Source organism: Bacteroides sp. AF34-31BH (genome assembly GCF_003602795.1).
Taxonomy (GTDB): domain Bacteria; phylum Bacteroidota; class Bacteroidia; order Bacteroidales; family Bacteroidaceae; genus Bacteroides; species Bacteroides uniformis.
This window is the reverse complement of record NZ_QTLV01000002.1, coordinates 455,449-471,451: the sequence shown is the minus strand read 5'-3', so window position 1 is coordinate 471,451 and position 16,003 is coordinate 455,449. Positions and strand designations below refer to the sequence as shown.

At 47.4% G+C, this 16,003-nt stretch carries 10 protein-coding genes; 4 read left to right on the top strand and 6 right to left on the bottom strand.

Annotation, left to right across the window (positions count from 1 at the left end):
- Nucleotides 1-188: 188 nt before the first annotated feature.
- The 6 genes from DWZ67_RS05560 to DWZ67_RS05535 all read right to left on the bottom strand — a co-directional run bounded on the left by DWZ67_RS05560 (nucleotide 189) and on the right by DWZ67_RS05535 (nucleotide 7,947).
- The gene (locus tag DWZ67_RS05560; protein WP_035448595.1) at nucleotides 189-1,856 is read right to left on the bottom strand and encodes a long-chain fatty acid--CoA ligase; all 1,668 of its coding nucleotides are present in this window, start codon (nucleotides 1,854-1,856) and stop codon (nucleotides 189-191) included.
- A gap of 115 nt (nucleotides 1,857-1,971) precedes the next feature.
- Nucleotides 1,972-3,423 (bottom strand): potassium/proton antiporter, encoded by a 1,452-nt coding sequence (locus tag DWZ67_RS05555; RefSeq protein WP_005827676.1) that lies wholly within the window; start codon nucleotides 3,421-3,423, stop codon nucleotides 1,972-1,974.
- Between the two features lie 94 nt (nucleotides 3,424-3,517).
- Nucleotides 3,518-4,825: a sensor histidine kinase gene (locus DWZ67_RS05550; protein WP_117962540.1), complete on the bottom strand. Its 1,308-nt coding sequence runs from the start codon at nucleotides 4,823-4,825 to the stop codon at nucleotides 3,518-3,520.
- Nucleotides 4,815-6,185, bottom strand: coding sequence for a sigma-54-dependent transcriptional regulator (locus DWZ67_RS05545; RefSeq protein ID WP_035448589.1), 1,371 nt, complete (start codon nucleotides 6,183-6,185; stop codon nucleotides 4,815-4,817). Before DWZ67_RS05545 ends, DWZ67_RS05550 begins: the two co-directional genes overlap by 11 nt.
- A gap of 243 nt (nucleotides 6,186-6,428) precedes the next feature.
- Nucleotides 6,429-7,166: a hypothetical protein gene (locus tag DWZ67_RS05540; RefSeq protein WP_044468800.1), complete on the bottom strand. Its 738-nt coding sequence runs from the start codon at nucleotides 7,164-7,166 to the stop codon at nucleotides 6,429-6,431.
- Complete coding sequence (locus tag DWZ67_RS05535) at nucleotides 7,141-7,947, bottom strand: metallophosphoesterase family protein (RefSeq protein WP_034525553.1); 807 nt, start codon at nucleotides 7,945-7,947, stop codon at nucleotides 7,141-7,143. Before DWZ67_RS05535 ends, DWZ67_RS05540 begins: the two co-directional genes overlap by 26 nt.
- A gap of 284 nt (nucleotides 7,948-8,231) precedes the next feature.
- On the opposite strand from DWZ67_RS05535, the gene DWZ67_RS05530 reads away from it, so the two are divergent.
- The 4 genes from DWZ67_RS05530 to DWZ67_RS05515 all read left to right on the top strand — a co-directional run bounded on the left by DWZ67_RS05530 (nucleotide 8,232) and on the right by DWZ67_RS05515 (nucleotide 15,998).
- Entirely contained in the window at nucleotides 8,232-10,547 is a 2,316-nt protein-coding gene (locus DWZ67_RS05530; protein WP_120138331.1) for an ABC transporter permease, read from the top strand.
- A 25-nt stretch (nucleotides 10,548-10,572) separates the two neighbouring features.
- Nucleotides 10,573-11,256 (top strand): ABC transporter ATP-binding protein, encoded by a 684-nt coding sequence (locus tag DWZ67_RS05525; RefSeq protein WP_120138329.1) that lies wholly within the window; start codon nucleotides 10,573-10,575, stop codon nucleotides 11,254-11,256.
- A gap of 18 nt (nucleotides 11,257-11,274) precedes the next feature.
- Nucleotides 11,275-13,599, top strand: a complete 2,325-nt coding sequence (locus DWZ67_RS05520; protein ID WP_120138327.1) for an ABC transporter permease — start codon at nucleotides 11,275-11,277, stop codon at nucleotides 13,597-13,599.
- A gap of 107 nt (nucleotides 13,600-13,706) precedes the next feature.
- Nucleotides 13,707-15,998, top strand: a complete 2,292-nt coding sequence (locus tag DWZ67_RS05515; RefSeq protein ID WP_120138325.1) for an ABC transporter permease — start codon at nucleotides 13,707-13,709, stop codon at nucleotides 15,996-15,998.
- Nucleotides 15,999-16,003 lie beyond the last annotated feature (5 nt).

Sequence of the window (16,003 nt, the reverse complement as noted above, 5' to 3'; positions counted from 1 at the left end):
ATTCCTTTGCTTCTATTTTTGTTAACAAAAAGGATGCGAATGTATCAAAAGCACATGAAGACTTTTATAATGTTATAATATTAGGCGCGGATTACGCGGAATAACGCGGATTCAATAAACTGAATCCGTAAAATCTGCGTTATCCGCACCTAAAATAAAGCGTTAAAGAAGGTTTTGACATATTCCCCTTACCCTTTTACTTCCTGATACATAAATCTTTTAATGCTCTTCTTTGCCGTTTTCTCGAACTCCTCGAAGTGTATCTTGACTTTTGTTATCTGGCAGTAGGCCGGTAATTGCAGATTCAATTCATTCCGATTGTCCTCCATAACCTTTTCGATGTCCGATTGTTCCATACCGTGGGCGAATGCATCGTCAAAATCCGGATAGATAAGAGCCACGAGCTTGTCGTTCTGCAATACGATCAGTGATTCGGACACATAGGGCATGTTGTTCAGTTTGCTTTCAATCTCTTCGGGATAGATGTTCTGGCCACTGGCTGTGAGCAACATGTTCTTGCTGCGTCCACGGACAGTGACATATCCTTCGGTATCCATCGTTGCAAGGTCTCCGGTGTGCAGCCAACCGTTTACATCGATGATTTGGGAAGTCGCTTCGGCATTTTTGTAATAGCCCAGCATCAGATTGGCACCTTTACAGATTATTTCTCCTGCCACGTTCTGAGGGTCGGGAGAGTCTATCTTTACTTCCATGCGGGTGGTTGCCTTGCCACAAGAGGCCAGTTTCAATGTTTCCCAGCGGCTGGAACAAATGATGGGGCCGCATTCCGTCATTCCGTATGCAATGGTATAGGGGAAACCTATCTGCTTCAGGAAGCGTTCCACTTCGGCATTGAACGGTGCTCCTCCGATGATTATTTCATCGAAATTACTGCCGAATACTTCCATTGCCTTTTTGCGCATGTCAGCCTTGATTTTATCGTTGACAATGGGCATCCGCAATAGCAGCTTGCCTATTTTATTGTCTATCCGGGGCAGGATATCCTTCTTGATAATCTTTTCTACGATAAGCGGTACACACGAAATGACCCGTGGCCTTATTTCGGAGAATGACTGTGCAATAATCTTGGGAGACGGCATACGGGTAAGGAAATACAGATGGGCGCCTGCGGAAAAACCGTATAGAAAATCGTACACCATACCAAAGACATGTCCCAGAGGCAGCATGGATACAATATGGTCGCCCGGACGTACAGGAAGCATCTCATGGCAATATGCAACATTGGACCAAAGGCTGCGATAGGGGAGCATGACCCCTTTGGAATATCCCGTGGTGCCCGAAGTATAGTTGATGACAGCCAGTTCTTCGGGTGATTCCTCCTTGCGGTAGCTGATATGCTCGGGGCGGAAATTCTTGGGGAAACGTGTGCCATAGAGGACGTTGCGATGTTCGAAAGCCTCCATCAGCTGCTCGTTGCGGCAAACTACCGGAGTGAAGTCCGTCAGCAGTACGATACCCATCAGCAGGGGCATTGCCTCTTCATTGAGGTTTTCCCATGCCCGGTCGCCGACAAACAGCAGCTTGGCTTCGGAATGATTGACGATGTTGTGGATATTGTCGGCCTTGAACTCATGCAGAATGGGAACGATGACAGCTCCATAGGTAACTGTAGCCAGAAAAGCGACTGCCCAATGTGCACTGTTACGTCCGCAAACGGCAATCTTGTCACCGGGCCTGATGCCGGCGCTTTCCAATACGATATGGAATTTGGCTATTTTCCGTGCTACATCTTTGTATTGCAGTGTAATTCCTTTGTAGTCTGTCAGGGCGTTGCGATCCCAGTTTTTAATAATGCTTTGTTCTATATAATCGATGAACCCTTGTTCTTGTTCCATTCGTCTGTTGCACACTTTAGTTAAAACTGCGCAAAGATAGGTCTTATAGTGATGCAAAGCAAATAGTTTCCGCTTTTTTCTTGCCCTGAAACGGATAGAAACTTATCTGTAATTCTTATTCCTTGCTATTTTCCGAAATAAGAAGCAGCTTGTCACCGGCATGAAGTTTTAATGTTCCGTTCGGAATGAGGTACTCATCGCCACGTTTTACAATCATCACCAGTGTGCCTTTGGGCAGGTTCATGTCTTTCAGGGTGTCTGCCTGCTCCAGCATTTCTTGTGTAATGGTCATGTCGTGCAGGTTGGAGTCAATCTCTTCGGGCAGTTCAACTCCGAAATCATTTCCGGTCTTTTCCAGCGGGGTGGAGAGGCCAAGCAGCCGGGCTACCCAGGAGACTGTGGTACCCTGGATGACCAGTGAGACGATGGTTATAAAGAATACTATGTTGAAAATGACATGGGCGCCGGGCACATTAGCCACCACGGGATAAGTGGCAAAAATAATGGGTACTGCGCCACGTAATCCTACCCACGATACGAATAGCCGTGACTTGAGGGTGATTCTCTTGCCAAAAGGCAGCAGGCAGAGAAAAACACTGAGAGGACGTCCCACGACAATCATGAATACGCCGATGAGCAATGCCACGACTGCAACTTCCAGCATCTCATGGGGGTTGACAAGCAGACCGAGGCAGAGGAACATGATGATTTGGAAAAGCCAGGTCAGTCCGTCCATAAAAGTATAAATCTCTTTCCGGTGCATGATTTTGTTATTGCCTACCATCATTCCGGCGATATACACGGCCAGGTAACCGTTGCCTTTCAGCAGGTCGGTGATGGAGAAGGTGAAGAATACAAAAGACAGCAACAGGATAGGATAGAGTGCCTGGTTGTCTATATTCAGCCGGTTCAGCATAAGGATAGCCAGCTTTCCGAGGAAATAACCGGTTGCGGCACCGACAATGAACTGTATGGCAAAAGAGCCCAATATCTGGGGAACTCCCATTCCGGAGGACTGGATGAATTGAATCAGCACGATTGTCAGCATATATGCCATCGGGTCGTTACTACCGCTTTCCAGTTCCAGCATGGGGCGCAGATTATGCTTCAGGTTCATTTTTTGTGAACGCAGAATGGCGAATACAGAGGCTGAGTCGGTAGATGACATGGTGGATGCAAGCAAAAGGGAGGTTATTAACGGCAGGTGGATGTTGGTCCAGCTCATGCCGGACAGCCACCAGATAAATAATCCGGTAAAAAGGGCCGTGAGCAGCACTCCTGCGGTTGACAAAACAATGCCGGGAGTCAATATGGGCTTTATCTCCGTAAACTTGGTGTCCATGCCACCGGAGAACAGAATGATGCTGAGTGCAACCATGCCGATGAACTGTGCTTCCTTGGCGTTGTGGAACTGCAATCCCAATCCGTCACTGCCGAACAGCATGCCGACGACAAGAAAAAGCAATAATGCAGGCACTCCGAAACGGTAGCCGGTCTTGCCGACAATGATGCTGACGAAAAGTAATATGGAACCTATAAGTAGTATGTTTCCTGCTGTAAATATCATAAATTCTATGCTATATAGTTTGAAATGTGATGTTTCTTATGTCTAATAGTACAAAGATATGCAATGTGTTTAACAAATACAAATCTAAAATAGTTCAATTGAATTTTAAAATAAAGGTGGTTTCTTTACCAGGCAATAAGGATAAATTTCCGCCGGAAAGCCTCATTATTTGCCGGGAAATACTCAATCCAATACCGCTTCCGCCCTCTTTGGTCGTAAAGAAGGGGATAAATATGTGTTCGGCAATGTCATTGGGAATGGCAGGTCCGTTGTTGGAAATTTCTATCAGTATGGCTTCCGCTTCGTTGCAGTAGGCACGTATGTTGATATGTCCTTCTTTATCTGTATCTTTATCCGATTCGATGGCTTGTATGGCATTTTTCAGTAAGTTGATGACTACTTGTGATACCAGGTTCTCATCGGCATATAGAATAAGGTCGCTTGGCGCGATGTCCGTATGAAAGGTGACCCGGACATCGGGGTGCTGGTGACGGGCGAGTTCGACCATCCGCTCGATAAAACTTTTTACATAGAACAAGGATGGTTCGGGGGTGGGAATACGGGTGAATTTCCGGTATGATTCCACAAAAGAGAGCAGGCCCTTGCCCGTGCTGCTGATAGTCTGCAGGCCGTTTCTGATTTCTTCTTTGGAAACTTGCGCTTCGGTCAGTCCCAGCAGTGTATCGCTTAGGGAGGTTATGGGAGTGACGGCGTTCATTATTTCGTGCGTCAGTACGCGGGTAAGCCTAATCCAGGAATCTATTTCCTTTTCATCCAGCTCGTTGTTGATGTCGTTCAAGGCGAGGATGCGCAGATGTTCTTTACGGACTGTGATGTCGCTGACGCGGACAGACATGTTGACAGTGCCTCGCTCGTTGTTGAAAGGCATTTGCAATTTGTCTCCCGGGCGGCAATTGGCAAGAAGGGACGAAAGACGCGGATCCACGCGGTTCAGCTGGCTGACGTGGGTAAAGACATTGAGGCCCAGCAAACGGAGGGCTTCGCTGTTTTTCTGATATACGGCACCATTGTCGTTCAGGACAAGGATACCGGTATTCACGCAGTCCAGGATGAGTTCGTAGTATTTTTCTTGCTGGGCTGTTTCACTTTTCACATTATAAAGTATATGGGCAACCCGGTTCAATGCACGGTTTACGAGGCGTGCGTCGGCAGTGTTTTCCGTTTCGGAGAAGTGGATGGCATTGTCGTTGTTTTCGATGGCGTCGAGCATGAAAAGCACTTTCCGCACATGATGGCGGTATAACTTCTGCTGCCAGTACAAGGCTATGGGAAGCAGCGCGGTACAGAGCGCGCCCCAAAATACGTCCACAGTCCACATCACCCCTGCAAGGAGCGCTACTGCCAGACTGACGGCAACACGGAATGAATAATTAAAGGCCATACTTCTTCATTTTGTTGTACAACGTCTGGCGGGTGATACCCAGCTGTGCGGCGACGGCAGAGAGATTTCCGCTACATTTGTCGAGCGTCTTCCGTATCATCTGCATTTCCATTTCTTCGAGCGTGGATGCGGCTGCTTCGGGAGTGCCGGTTCGCCGTGCCAGCTGGAACAGTTCTGCGGGAAGGGTTTCGTTGTCACAGATGATAATGGCTTTTTCGATGGCATGTTCCAGTTCGCGGATATTGCCGTACCAGGGGTGGAGCGTAAGTTTCTCGCAGGCGCCGTCCGTCAGCTTGACAGGGGGCTTGTCATATTGCTTGCAGAAGCGGGCGATGAAAAGTTCTGCAAGGGGGATGATGTCTTCGGGCCGCTCGCGCAACGAGGGTATCTCGAGATGTATCGTGTTGATGCGGTACAGCAAGTCCTCGCGGAATTCGCCTTTTGCCACCATCTCGGGCAGATTGCGGTTTGTAGCGCAAATCAGCCGTATGTCTACGGGAATGGGAGTGTTGCTGCCTACACGGACAATGCTGCGGCGTTGGATGGCGGTCAGCAGTTTGGCTTGCAGATGGTAGGGGAGATTGCCTATTTCATCGAGAAAGAGGGTGCTGCGGCTGGCTGCTTCGAACTTGCCGGCACGGTCGGCATGGGCATCGGTGAAAGAGCCTTTCATGTGGCCGAACAGTTCGCTCTCGAAAAGGCTTTCGGTGACTGCACCCATATCCACACTTACCATCTCCTGCCGGTTGCGCGGTGAAAGGGAGTGAATTTCGCGTGCCAGCATCTCTTTACCGGTACCGTTCTCGCCCGTAATAAGGATATTGGCATCGGTAGAGGCCACTTTTTCCACCAAAAGGCGGAGCTGCTGCATGGCGGGGCTGTTTCCCCAATACATGTTGCGGGTATCTGCAAACAGGTGGCTACTTTCTGCCGTACGTCCGGCATTTGGGCCGTTGGCCGGAGATTTTGTTTCAGAAGCTGATACGGCATTCAGCAAGGTTTCCACCAGTTTCTGGTTGTTCCAGGGTTTCACGACGAAGTCTGTGGCTCCTTCCTTGATTCCCCGTACGGCAAGGTCAATGTCGGCATAAGCGGTGAACAGCACTACGGGCAGGGTGGGACATTGCTTCTTTATTTCATGGAGCCAGTATAGTCCCTCGTTGCCGGTATTGATGCCCGAGGTGAAGTTCATGTCAAGAAGAACCACTTGCCATGACCTTTCCCGCAATACGCTGGGCAGGGTTACGGGAGAGGGAAGTGTGATTATCCCTTCAAAATATGGCTTCAACAAAAGCTGCAAGGCGGTAAGTACGCCTCGGTTATCATCGACAATCAGGATGTTTCCGTTTTTTTTTGCCATAAACTATTTCTGTTTTCTGCAGGCAAAGTTAATGATTTATCTGTATTATATGCTTTATTCTATATTTTTGCTTACTAAGAATTAATCGTCCGACAGCTGTTGAATTATCGTCCGATAACTGTCGGACGATAATTCAACAGCTGTCGGACGATAATATAACGATTGTGGGACGAATAGATTTAAGTAAAACAGAAATTAGTTTGTAGCAACTTCAGTAAGAGCTCATGGCGGTACTGAAAAAATTTATAGCAGTTGCAGTTTGATGCCAAATGACAAGCTCAGATAATCCTTGGGTTTCAGATACTTGTTGGTGAAGGCGCTGACTACATATAGGTCACATGTACTTATTTCATAGAAGAAAGTGATTTCTTTGGCCGTGAACCGTCGTTGTGGGTCGATGTCGTAAGTGATGCGCTGTCCTAAGAATACATGGATGCGTACCTTGGAGGAGAAACCATAATATCCTTTAGGGTAGCGTTCCGGCTCATTGACCCAGAACTCATCGCCGAATACCGTGTTCAGATACATGCCGCAAGCCAGCGGTTCTACAGAAAAACGGCTCTGTTTTATTTGCAGGCTCCAGGGAAGGTAGTTCTGCTTGACAGTGAATGTCAGCTTGGTACGTTTGGAGTCATATTTGGGCAATACTCCGAAGAATACGTCTGTTTCCCATTGGTTTCTTCTGCCGTAATCCCATCCGGTACCGAATGACAGCAACCCCATATTGCCGGCAAACTGAATTTTGGTGTGCGTCGGAATCAAGGCCTCCCAATGCCTGCGGTAGCGGTGTACGCGGCGGTCATAACGGTTCTCCCTGGTTCGGCTTTCAATGACGGCATCCGGTTGCGGGTCCATCCATACAGTATCGTGTTCTATGATGAAGATGGTATCTCTCTCTTGTGAAAAAGCAGAAAAAGAGCATACCGACAAGAAGACGACGGCGCATGCCAGGTGATTAATAATATGCCACTTCGCGTTCATATCCGTCGGGGGTTATGGTGAATATATAGTAATTGCGGTTCTTCATGCAGTCGCTCATGTAATACATTATCCCATCTTCAAAGAGGTCTTTCTCGAAACGATGGTGTTCGTGTGCGGATGTACAGAACTGCAGTCCGGGAAATTCCTTGATGTAGCGCTGGAATACGTGTGCCACATTATTGTTGAACTCGTTGCAGAACGGGCGTATATGCATGGACACAACGGTTTTATCGAATTCCTCTTCACGGTCGCGTATCTGTGCGGCAAGAAACTCGAAGTCGGGAATGGGGCGGGAGTAGTCGAATTCGATGGCGTTGGTATTCAGGCAGACAAACTTTACCCGTCCTGCAATGAAGGAGAAATTGGGGTCTCCGAATATTGCACGATAAGTCTCTTCGCCCGTGCCCAGGCAGTCGTGGTTGCCGAGAAGTACCACATAGGGTATCTTTAGCTTGTTCATAATGTCCCGTTGCCAAAGGAACTCGTCTGTTACACCGAAGTCACTGACGTCTCCGCCATGAATGACGAAATCTATGTCGTCCCGCTTGTTGAGGTGGCTTACAAAGTCGTCGGTCTCGTCATACCAGCGCTGGGAATCACCCATTGTTACGAACCGGATTGTTGTCTTGTTCTGGCAGTTCTGCTCTATTTGGGCAATGTTGTGGGCATTGACATCGGTTTCACCGCTGATGTGTACATCGTAAGGGTGATAATCTATCATGTCGCAGCCGGCTATAAGCAGGCATAGGAATGAAGGATATAAGAGTTTGGGGAATTTCATGTGCAGGTGCTTCATTTTACGTTTATACTCTATCTTTAGAAAACTGTGGGCAAAGGTAAAGTTTTCATTCTTATGGATTCTTTTCTAATTTCCCTTTTTTTTGTTCTATGAGGCTGAACAGAGATTCGGCCTCTGTCTAATTTTTAGACGGGAGTGTCTAAAAATTAGACACCTTTGTCTTCTTCTGAAATACGATATGCGCTGATAATCAGGTTTGTGCATTCTTTGGCACGCTTTCTGCAATATGAAAAGCAAGAAAATAAATCTAATAAACGATAAACGGAATGAAACAAATCTATTATGTAATTCAGACTTTACTGCGGGGACGCGGTTCGAATATCATCAAGGTCATTTCTTTGGGATTGGGATTGACGATGAGTATTCTGCTTTTCTCCCGCGTGGCATATGAACAGAGTTTTGACACTTGCTTCAAGGATTATGATAACTTGTATCAAGTATGGTCGATATTCTCGGTGAAAGGAGAGAAGTTTGAGCCTCAGGAGTGGAATTGCGGTCCCGTGGCAGGGGCTATTTTGGAGAACTTCCCCAAAGAGGTGGAGTCGGCGGTAAGTTTGAGCACGTCTATGGTATCTGCTCCCCTTTACAATGGAAGCGTGCGTCTTGACGACAGGAAGATTGCAGCCGATTCGCTGTTCTTCCGTACCATGGGTATCGACGTCCTGAACGGGAATCCCGAAAAGGACTTGGTGCAGAAGGATATTATTTTCTTGAGTGAACGCTTTGCAAGGAAAGTGTTCGGTGAGGAGAATCCTATAGGGAAAACGCTTAATTATGACCATCAGTTTGACCTGACGGTGAAGGGAATCTATGCCAATTTGCCTGAGAACGCCACAATCAATCCGGAAGCGGTTATCTCGATGCCTACCTTGTGGAGCCGCAACTGGAATAACTACTCGTGGAGCGGGGGAGACAGTTGGGTAGAGTTTATCCGTTTCCGTCCCGGTGCCGACAAATCTGTTGTCAATGCGCGTATTGATGCCATGATAGACAAATATCGCCCGGCAGAAGATAAGAAAGAGTACGGTTACACGGCTTTTGTGCAGCCCATCCGTGATACATACCGCAATTATGATGATGTGCAGCGGATGCGTGTCATCATGAGCATTCTTGGTTTTGCCATTCTTTTCATTGCGGCGTTGAACTATGTGCTGATTTCCATTTCCTCTTTGAGCTACCGCGCCAAGTCGGTAGGCGTACATAAATGCAGCGGTGCGAGCGGTGGCACGGTTTTCAGCATGTTTTTGCTGGAAACGGGTATCATCATTGTGGCGGCATTGCTGCTGATGGCGTTGATAATGCTCAACTTCCGCGATTTTGTGGAAGACACGGTCGTTGTAAAGCTCTCCACCTTGTTGGCTCCGGAGCGTATCTGGGTACCGTTGTCGGTAGTGCTTCTGCTGTTTATAGTGGGAGGCGTGTTGCCGGGTCGGCTCTTTGCGCGTATTCCCGTATCGCAGGTGTTCCGCCGCTATACCGAGGGGAAGAAGGGCTGGAAGCGTCCGTTGCTGTTTGTCCAGTTTGCAGGCGTGGCATTCATCAGTGGATTGATGTGTGTGGTGATGTCGCAATATCAGTATGTACTGAAAAAGGATATGGGGTATAATCCCAAGCAGATAGCCATAGGCAATGCCTACTGGGATAATGAAGCGACGCGTGACGCGGCTTATCAGTTTTTCAAAGGATTGCCCTACGTGGAAGCGGTGTCCAGTGCCAACAGCACACCCATTAGCGGATATAGCGGTTCGATGATTCATAGTGAGAGCGGGCAGGCACTGTTCTCTTGCCGCTCTTCTTATTTCATGCGCGAGGACTTTCCTGCCTTGATGGGCATGACTATGAAGACGGGACGTATGGCGCGCGATAAAGAGGAAGTCGTGGTGAACGAGACCTTTGCCGAGATGATGCGTTGGGGAGACGACGTCGTAGGCCGTACGGTATATACCGAAGGGAATACATTCAAGGTCGTAGGGCAGTTGAAGGATTTCCAGATAGAGAGTTTCAGAACCGAGAAGATGCCTTTCATAGCCCGGGGAAACAAGAATTTTTATGGAACGGTACATGTCCGTTTGAAAGAACCCTTTACCGAAAATCTGCAGAAGCTGAACCACGATGTAGCCGAGGCTTTCCATGACCAGACTATTGACTTTACCGGCTATGAGAAAAGAATAGAGAATAGTTATAATTCTGTCCGTGTATTCCGCAATGCCACTTTGATGGCGGCAGTGACCATGTTCTTCATCATGCTGATGGGGCTGATTGGGTATACCACCGATGAGGTGCGCCGCCGCAGCAAGGAGATTGCCATCCGCAAAGTGAACGGCGCAGAGGCTTCTGGCATCTTGGAAATGTTGTCAAGGGATATACTCGTTGTGGCAGCTCCGGCAGTTGTCATCGGTACGGTATTGGCATGGTATGTCAACGGAATGTGGATGGAACAGTTTGCGGAGCGTATTCCCATCAGTTGGGCAGTATACGTACTGGTAGTGATGGCCAATTTGGTGATTATCGTAGCCTGCGTACTTTGGAAGTCCTGGCAGATAGCGAACGAGAACCCGGTAAACAGCATTAAGAGCGAATGATAATAATATTAATACATAGAATATCATGATTGAAATTAACAACATCAGCAAAGTATTCCGTACTTCGGAAGTAGAGACAGTAGCATTGAACCACGTCAGCCTCGATGTAAAGGAGGGGGAGTTTGTAGCCATTATGGGACCGTCAGGTTGCGGCAAGTCCACCTTGCTGAACATCCTCGGGCTGCTGGACAATCCTACGGAGGGCAGTTACAAGCTGCTCGGTCAGGAAGTAGCGGACTTGAAGGAAAAGGAACGTACCCGTGTGCGCAAGGGCAAGCTGGGATTCGTGTTCCAGAGCTTCAACCTGATAGACGAACTGAACGTCTACGAGAATGTGGAACTTCCCCTTACGTACCTCGGCGTGAAGGCAAGTGAGCGCAAACGCATGGTAGAGGATATTCTGAAGCGGATGAACATCAGCCACCGTGCCAAACACTTCCCGCAACAGCTTTCCGGCGGTCAGCAGCAGCGTGTGGCGATAGCCCGTGCGGTCGTAACCAATCCCAAGCTGATACTCGCCGATGAGCCTACCGGTAACTTGGACTCCAAGAACGGAGCTGAGGTGATGAATCTGTTGACAGAACTGAATAAAGAGGGTACTACGATTATTATGGTGACCCACAGCCAGCACGACGCCTCGTTTGCACACCGCACGATACATCTTTTCGACGGTAGTGTGGTGGCAAGCATTGCAGCCCAGGGACTTTGATGAAATGGAACTGTTGTTATGAGACAAATCTATTACACAATACAAATATTGTTGCGTGGTCGTGGAAGCAATATTGTCAAGCTGACTTCTCTGACTTTGGGTTTGCTGGTAGGCATCCTGCTCTTTTCGCAGATAGTTTATGAACTGAACTATGAGAATTTTTACAAAGACCCGGAACGGGTGGCTTTGTTGCGCTTGCAGAGTGTGGAAGATGGCATCCCGTCGGAGGAGTATAACAATGGTACCTTTCGTCCGGCTGCCACTGACCTATGGGAAACATATCCAGAACTGGTGGAGTGTGCCAGTCGTTCTGCAGATTATTGGCAGCCTACACTATATGTAAACAATAAACGTCTGGAGGATGTACAGGTCTTGTTTGTGGATACACTTTATCTGCAGACGATTGGCTTGCAGGTGTTGAAAGGAGACGCGCATGATTTGGCGAACGGCAACAATGCTTTTCTTTCACAGGACAAAGCCCGTGAGTTGTTTGGTGATGAAAATCCGATAGGAAAAGAAATTTCGGTAGAGAAAGAGTTTAACGTTACTGTACGTGGCATTTATCAGGAGGTACCGGGCAATACTGTTTTCCGGCATAATGTATTGCTCTCGTTGGAAGCTTTTGAATGGCGTTATGGCAGGGGAACGTGGAAGCAGAACAATATATACTACACGCTCTTCCGCTTGAAGCATGCCAGGGATGTGGATGTCATGAATCAAGGAATACAGAAAGCGGTAGAACAGTTTATGGATACCCGTCTCGGAGAGACGGAATATCTGGAATTCAGTGTGATTGCTTTGCCGGATATTTATCTCAGTTATCCGGACAATATACGGCGGTTAGTAATACTGGGTGTACTGGGCTTTTCCATTTTTTTTGTCTCTATAATGAACTATGTGTTGGCTGCCATCGCTTCCATGAATCGGCGTGCCAAGTCTGTGGGGATACATAAATGCAGTGGTGCGAGCAGCGGACATATATTAGGCATGTTCTTATGGGAAACGGGACTGATGGTATTGGTTTCCGTAGGCTGTTGCTTGTTGCTGATGCAACTGTTCTGTGACATTATTCAGGATATGACCGGTTCTCGGTTGGCGGATGTGTTTACGGTGCAGAATATGTATGTTCCGGCACTTACGGTATTGATGCTTTTTGTAGTGGCAGGCGTACTTCCGGGTTGTATGTACGCCCGCATTCCTGTGACGCAGGTTTTTCGCCGTTATACGGAAAGCAAGCGCTCGTGGAAGCGTGGTCTGCTTTTTGTGCAGTTTGTAGGCATTGCTTTCATTCTCAGTATGCTGCTCACTACCGTTTGGCAGTATCACGATTTGATGAGGCGTAGTGTGGGGTTCCGTACATCCGGACTTGCTATGGCCGACTTGTCGGGAGATATGAGTCAGGGGGGCAGTGTAGCTGATGCCATCCGTAGGGAGCCTTATGTGGAATCTGTCGCAGCTACAACATTCAGCATGCTGGAAGGATACAATACTGCCATGTTGCGTGATGTGCAGGGGAATTCCATTGGTTTATTGCATTATCAGTTTATAGGAAAGTATTTTCCGGAGGTGATAGGTTTGGAACTGTTGGAAGGTTCATGGCCACAGCGCGAAGGTGAGACAGTTGTCAGCAAAAAGACGGTAGAGACAATGAGATGGGGCAGTGAGGCAGTCGGTAAGAAGCTTTCCATAGATTTGTCTTGGTTGAAAATGACTGCTCCCGTTACGGTGGTGGGAGTAGTGGATGATGTTCGGAATATGGGTTTTTTCGAGGAGTTGACGAATACGGCCTTCATCTATAATGAAAAGGGTGTGCGTGTTTTCAATGTCCGTTTAAAGGAACCTGCGGAAGAAAATGTGAAACGGCTGAATGCATTGGTCAAGGAAGCATTTCCTGCCTGTTCGCTGGAGTTCGAGACATATGGGCAGATACGTAAGTTGAAGAACGGGAATGTACTTCGTTTTCGTAATATAGTGTGTGCTACAAGTACTTGTATCTTATTTATCGTTTTATTAGGCTTGATAGGTTATGTCAGTGATGAAACACAACGGCGTTCCAAAGAGATTGCCGTCCGCAAGGTGAATGGAGCAGAGTCATCGGATATTCTCCGCTTGTTGTCGGCAGGCATTCTGAAAGTGGCTGTCGGTGCAGTGATTATCGGAATAGGATTCGCTTGGTATATTTCCGGCATCTGGATGGAACAGTTTCCGGACAGTGAATTACTTTCACCTTTGTGGTTTGTTTTGCTGGGTATTTGCCTGTTGGCACTGATTGTACTGGTAGTGGTAATCAAGGCATGGCGCATAGCGAATGAGAATCCGGTGAAGAGCATCAAGAGCGAATAAGAACTTTTTAAATGACTGTGAGTACCGGGAAGTCTTTTTTCTTTCATAGGCTTTAGGATTTGATTATGTAAGAAACAGACTTTCCCTACTCTTTTAATAGAATAATTATGAGGCAGATTTATTATAGTTTTCGGATATTACTCCGTGGTCGTGGCAGCAATATAGTGAAATTGCTATCATTGTCTTTGGGATTGTTGATAGGTGTGTTGCTTTTTTCGCAAATTGCTTTCGAGTTGAGTTACGAGAACTTCTACAAAGATGCGGATAGGGTGGCGATATTACAAATCCGTTGGGTGAAAGGCGGCATACCGGACAAGGATTTGGATGATACGGCGCATAGACCGGCTGCCTCTGATTTAAGTGGAGCATTGCCGCAATGGGTGGAGAGTGGCTGTGTGGCGATGAAGATGATGCAGTATTCTTTTTCGCTGAATGGATATGAGGTTGAGGGTACGGACATGATAGGGGCAGATACACTGTTCTTCAGCACCGTGGGGATAGAGGTGCTGCAGGGCGATGTACACGATCTTGCCACACGCAATGTTATATTCCTTTCGGAAAGCATGGCCCGGAAACTTTTTCCGGACGAGAATCCTATAGGGAAGATATTGACAGCTAATGAAAGTCAGGAAATGACTGTGCGCGGAGTGTACCGGGATTTACAACCTAATACGGAGTATTATCATAATATTGTAGTCTCACTGCCTACTGTAGAGTGGAGTAAGGGAACGTGGAATAACAATGATATATACCATATCTTTTTCCGCATGAGGCATGTCGAGGATATTGAAGCGATGAATGGAAGCCTTGAACGGACAATCAGGCTTTTCAACGACTATGACCGGAACCGGGATTTTTGTCCGGAGTATGTGCTGACTCCCTTGAGTAAAGTGCACCTCAGTAACTCTGATAATCGCCGCAGGCTCATCATTCTGGCTGTCTTAGGATTTTCCGTATTCTTTATTTCTATCATGAATTATGTGTTGGCAGCTATCGCTTCTCTTGGCAATAGAGCCAAAGTGGTGGGAGTGAATAAATGTTGCGGTGCCGGTAATGGACAAGTAATGGGAATGTTTTTATGGGAAACCGGAATTGTCGTATTGGGGGCTATAGTGGTATCTGCTTTGCTGTTGTATCTGTTTGGCAGGAACATAGAGGAGATGATGCAGGTGAAATTGTCGGAAATCTTCTGTCCGGATAACCTTTGGGTAGCAGCGCTTACTGTCTTGTTGCTTTTTCTGGTAGCGGGTATATTGCCGGGAAGGATTTTTGCCCATATTCCGGTTACGCAGGTGTTCCGTCACTATACGGACGGAAAGCGCGGATGGAAGTGTGGACTGCTGTTCGTTCAGTTTGTGGGTGTAGCGTTTATTCTCGGCATGTTGCTTACGGTGGTAGGGCAGTATCACACTATTATAAATACCGACTTAGGATTTCGCAGTGAAGGATTGGCCAACCTCAGGCTATCAGTGAAAAACCTGAACGAGCGACAGAACGTGTGTGAAGCCTTGCGTCACCAACCTTATGTGGAGGGAGTGTCATGCGCTTCCAATCGTATTCTTTCGCACTACAATACTACCGGTCTTGGAACTCATTATATGAGGATGGAAAAGGAATATCCGCAACTGATGGGCATGCAACTGATAGAAGGAGATTGGCCGGAAAAAGAAGGCGATATATTGGTTGGCGAAACTACCGTGAAAGAGCTGAAGATAGCGCAACCGGTTGTGGGGCAGCGTTGTCCCGGATTGGATGAGGGCGAGAATCCCGGCATTATTGTAGGTGTGGTGAAGGATGTACGCAATATGGGCTTTGCAAGCAAAATGAAAAGTACGGCCTTTATCTGTCATGGTGATGTGCTTTGGATGAACGATGTGAATGTGCGTCTCAAGGAGCCTTATGAGGAAAACCTGAAAAAACTGAAAGCTTTCTATTCGGAGTTGCGGCCTACGGACAAGAACCAGTTTGCTTCTTTCAAAGAGATACGTGAGATACGTGGAAGGAGTGTCTATCGCTTCCAGAATACGGTATTTGTAACTTCCGTATGTGTGCTCTTTATTGTACTGATGGGTTTGCTTGGCTATGTAAACAATGAAACCGGCCGTCGTTCTAAAGAGATTGCCATTCGCAAGGTAAACGGGGCGGTGGCGGCTGACATTCTTCATCTGTTGTCGGCAGACATATTGAAGGTAGCGGTCGGTGCAGTGGTATTGGGCATTATTTCCTCCTGGTATATTTCCGGCATCTGGATGGAACAGTTTCCGGACAGTGAATTACTTTCACCTTTGTGGTTTGTTTTGCTGGGTATTTGCCTGTTGGCACTGATTGTACTGGTAGTGGTAATCAAGGCATGGCGCATAGCGAATGAGAATCCGGTGAAGAGTATCAAGAGTGAATGAGTGTT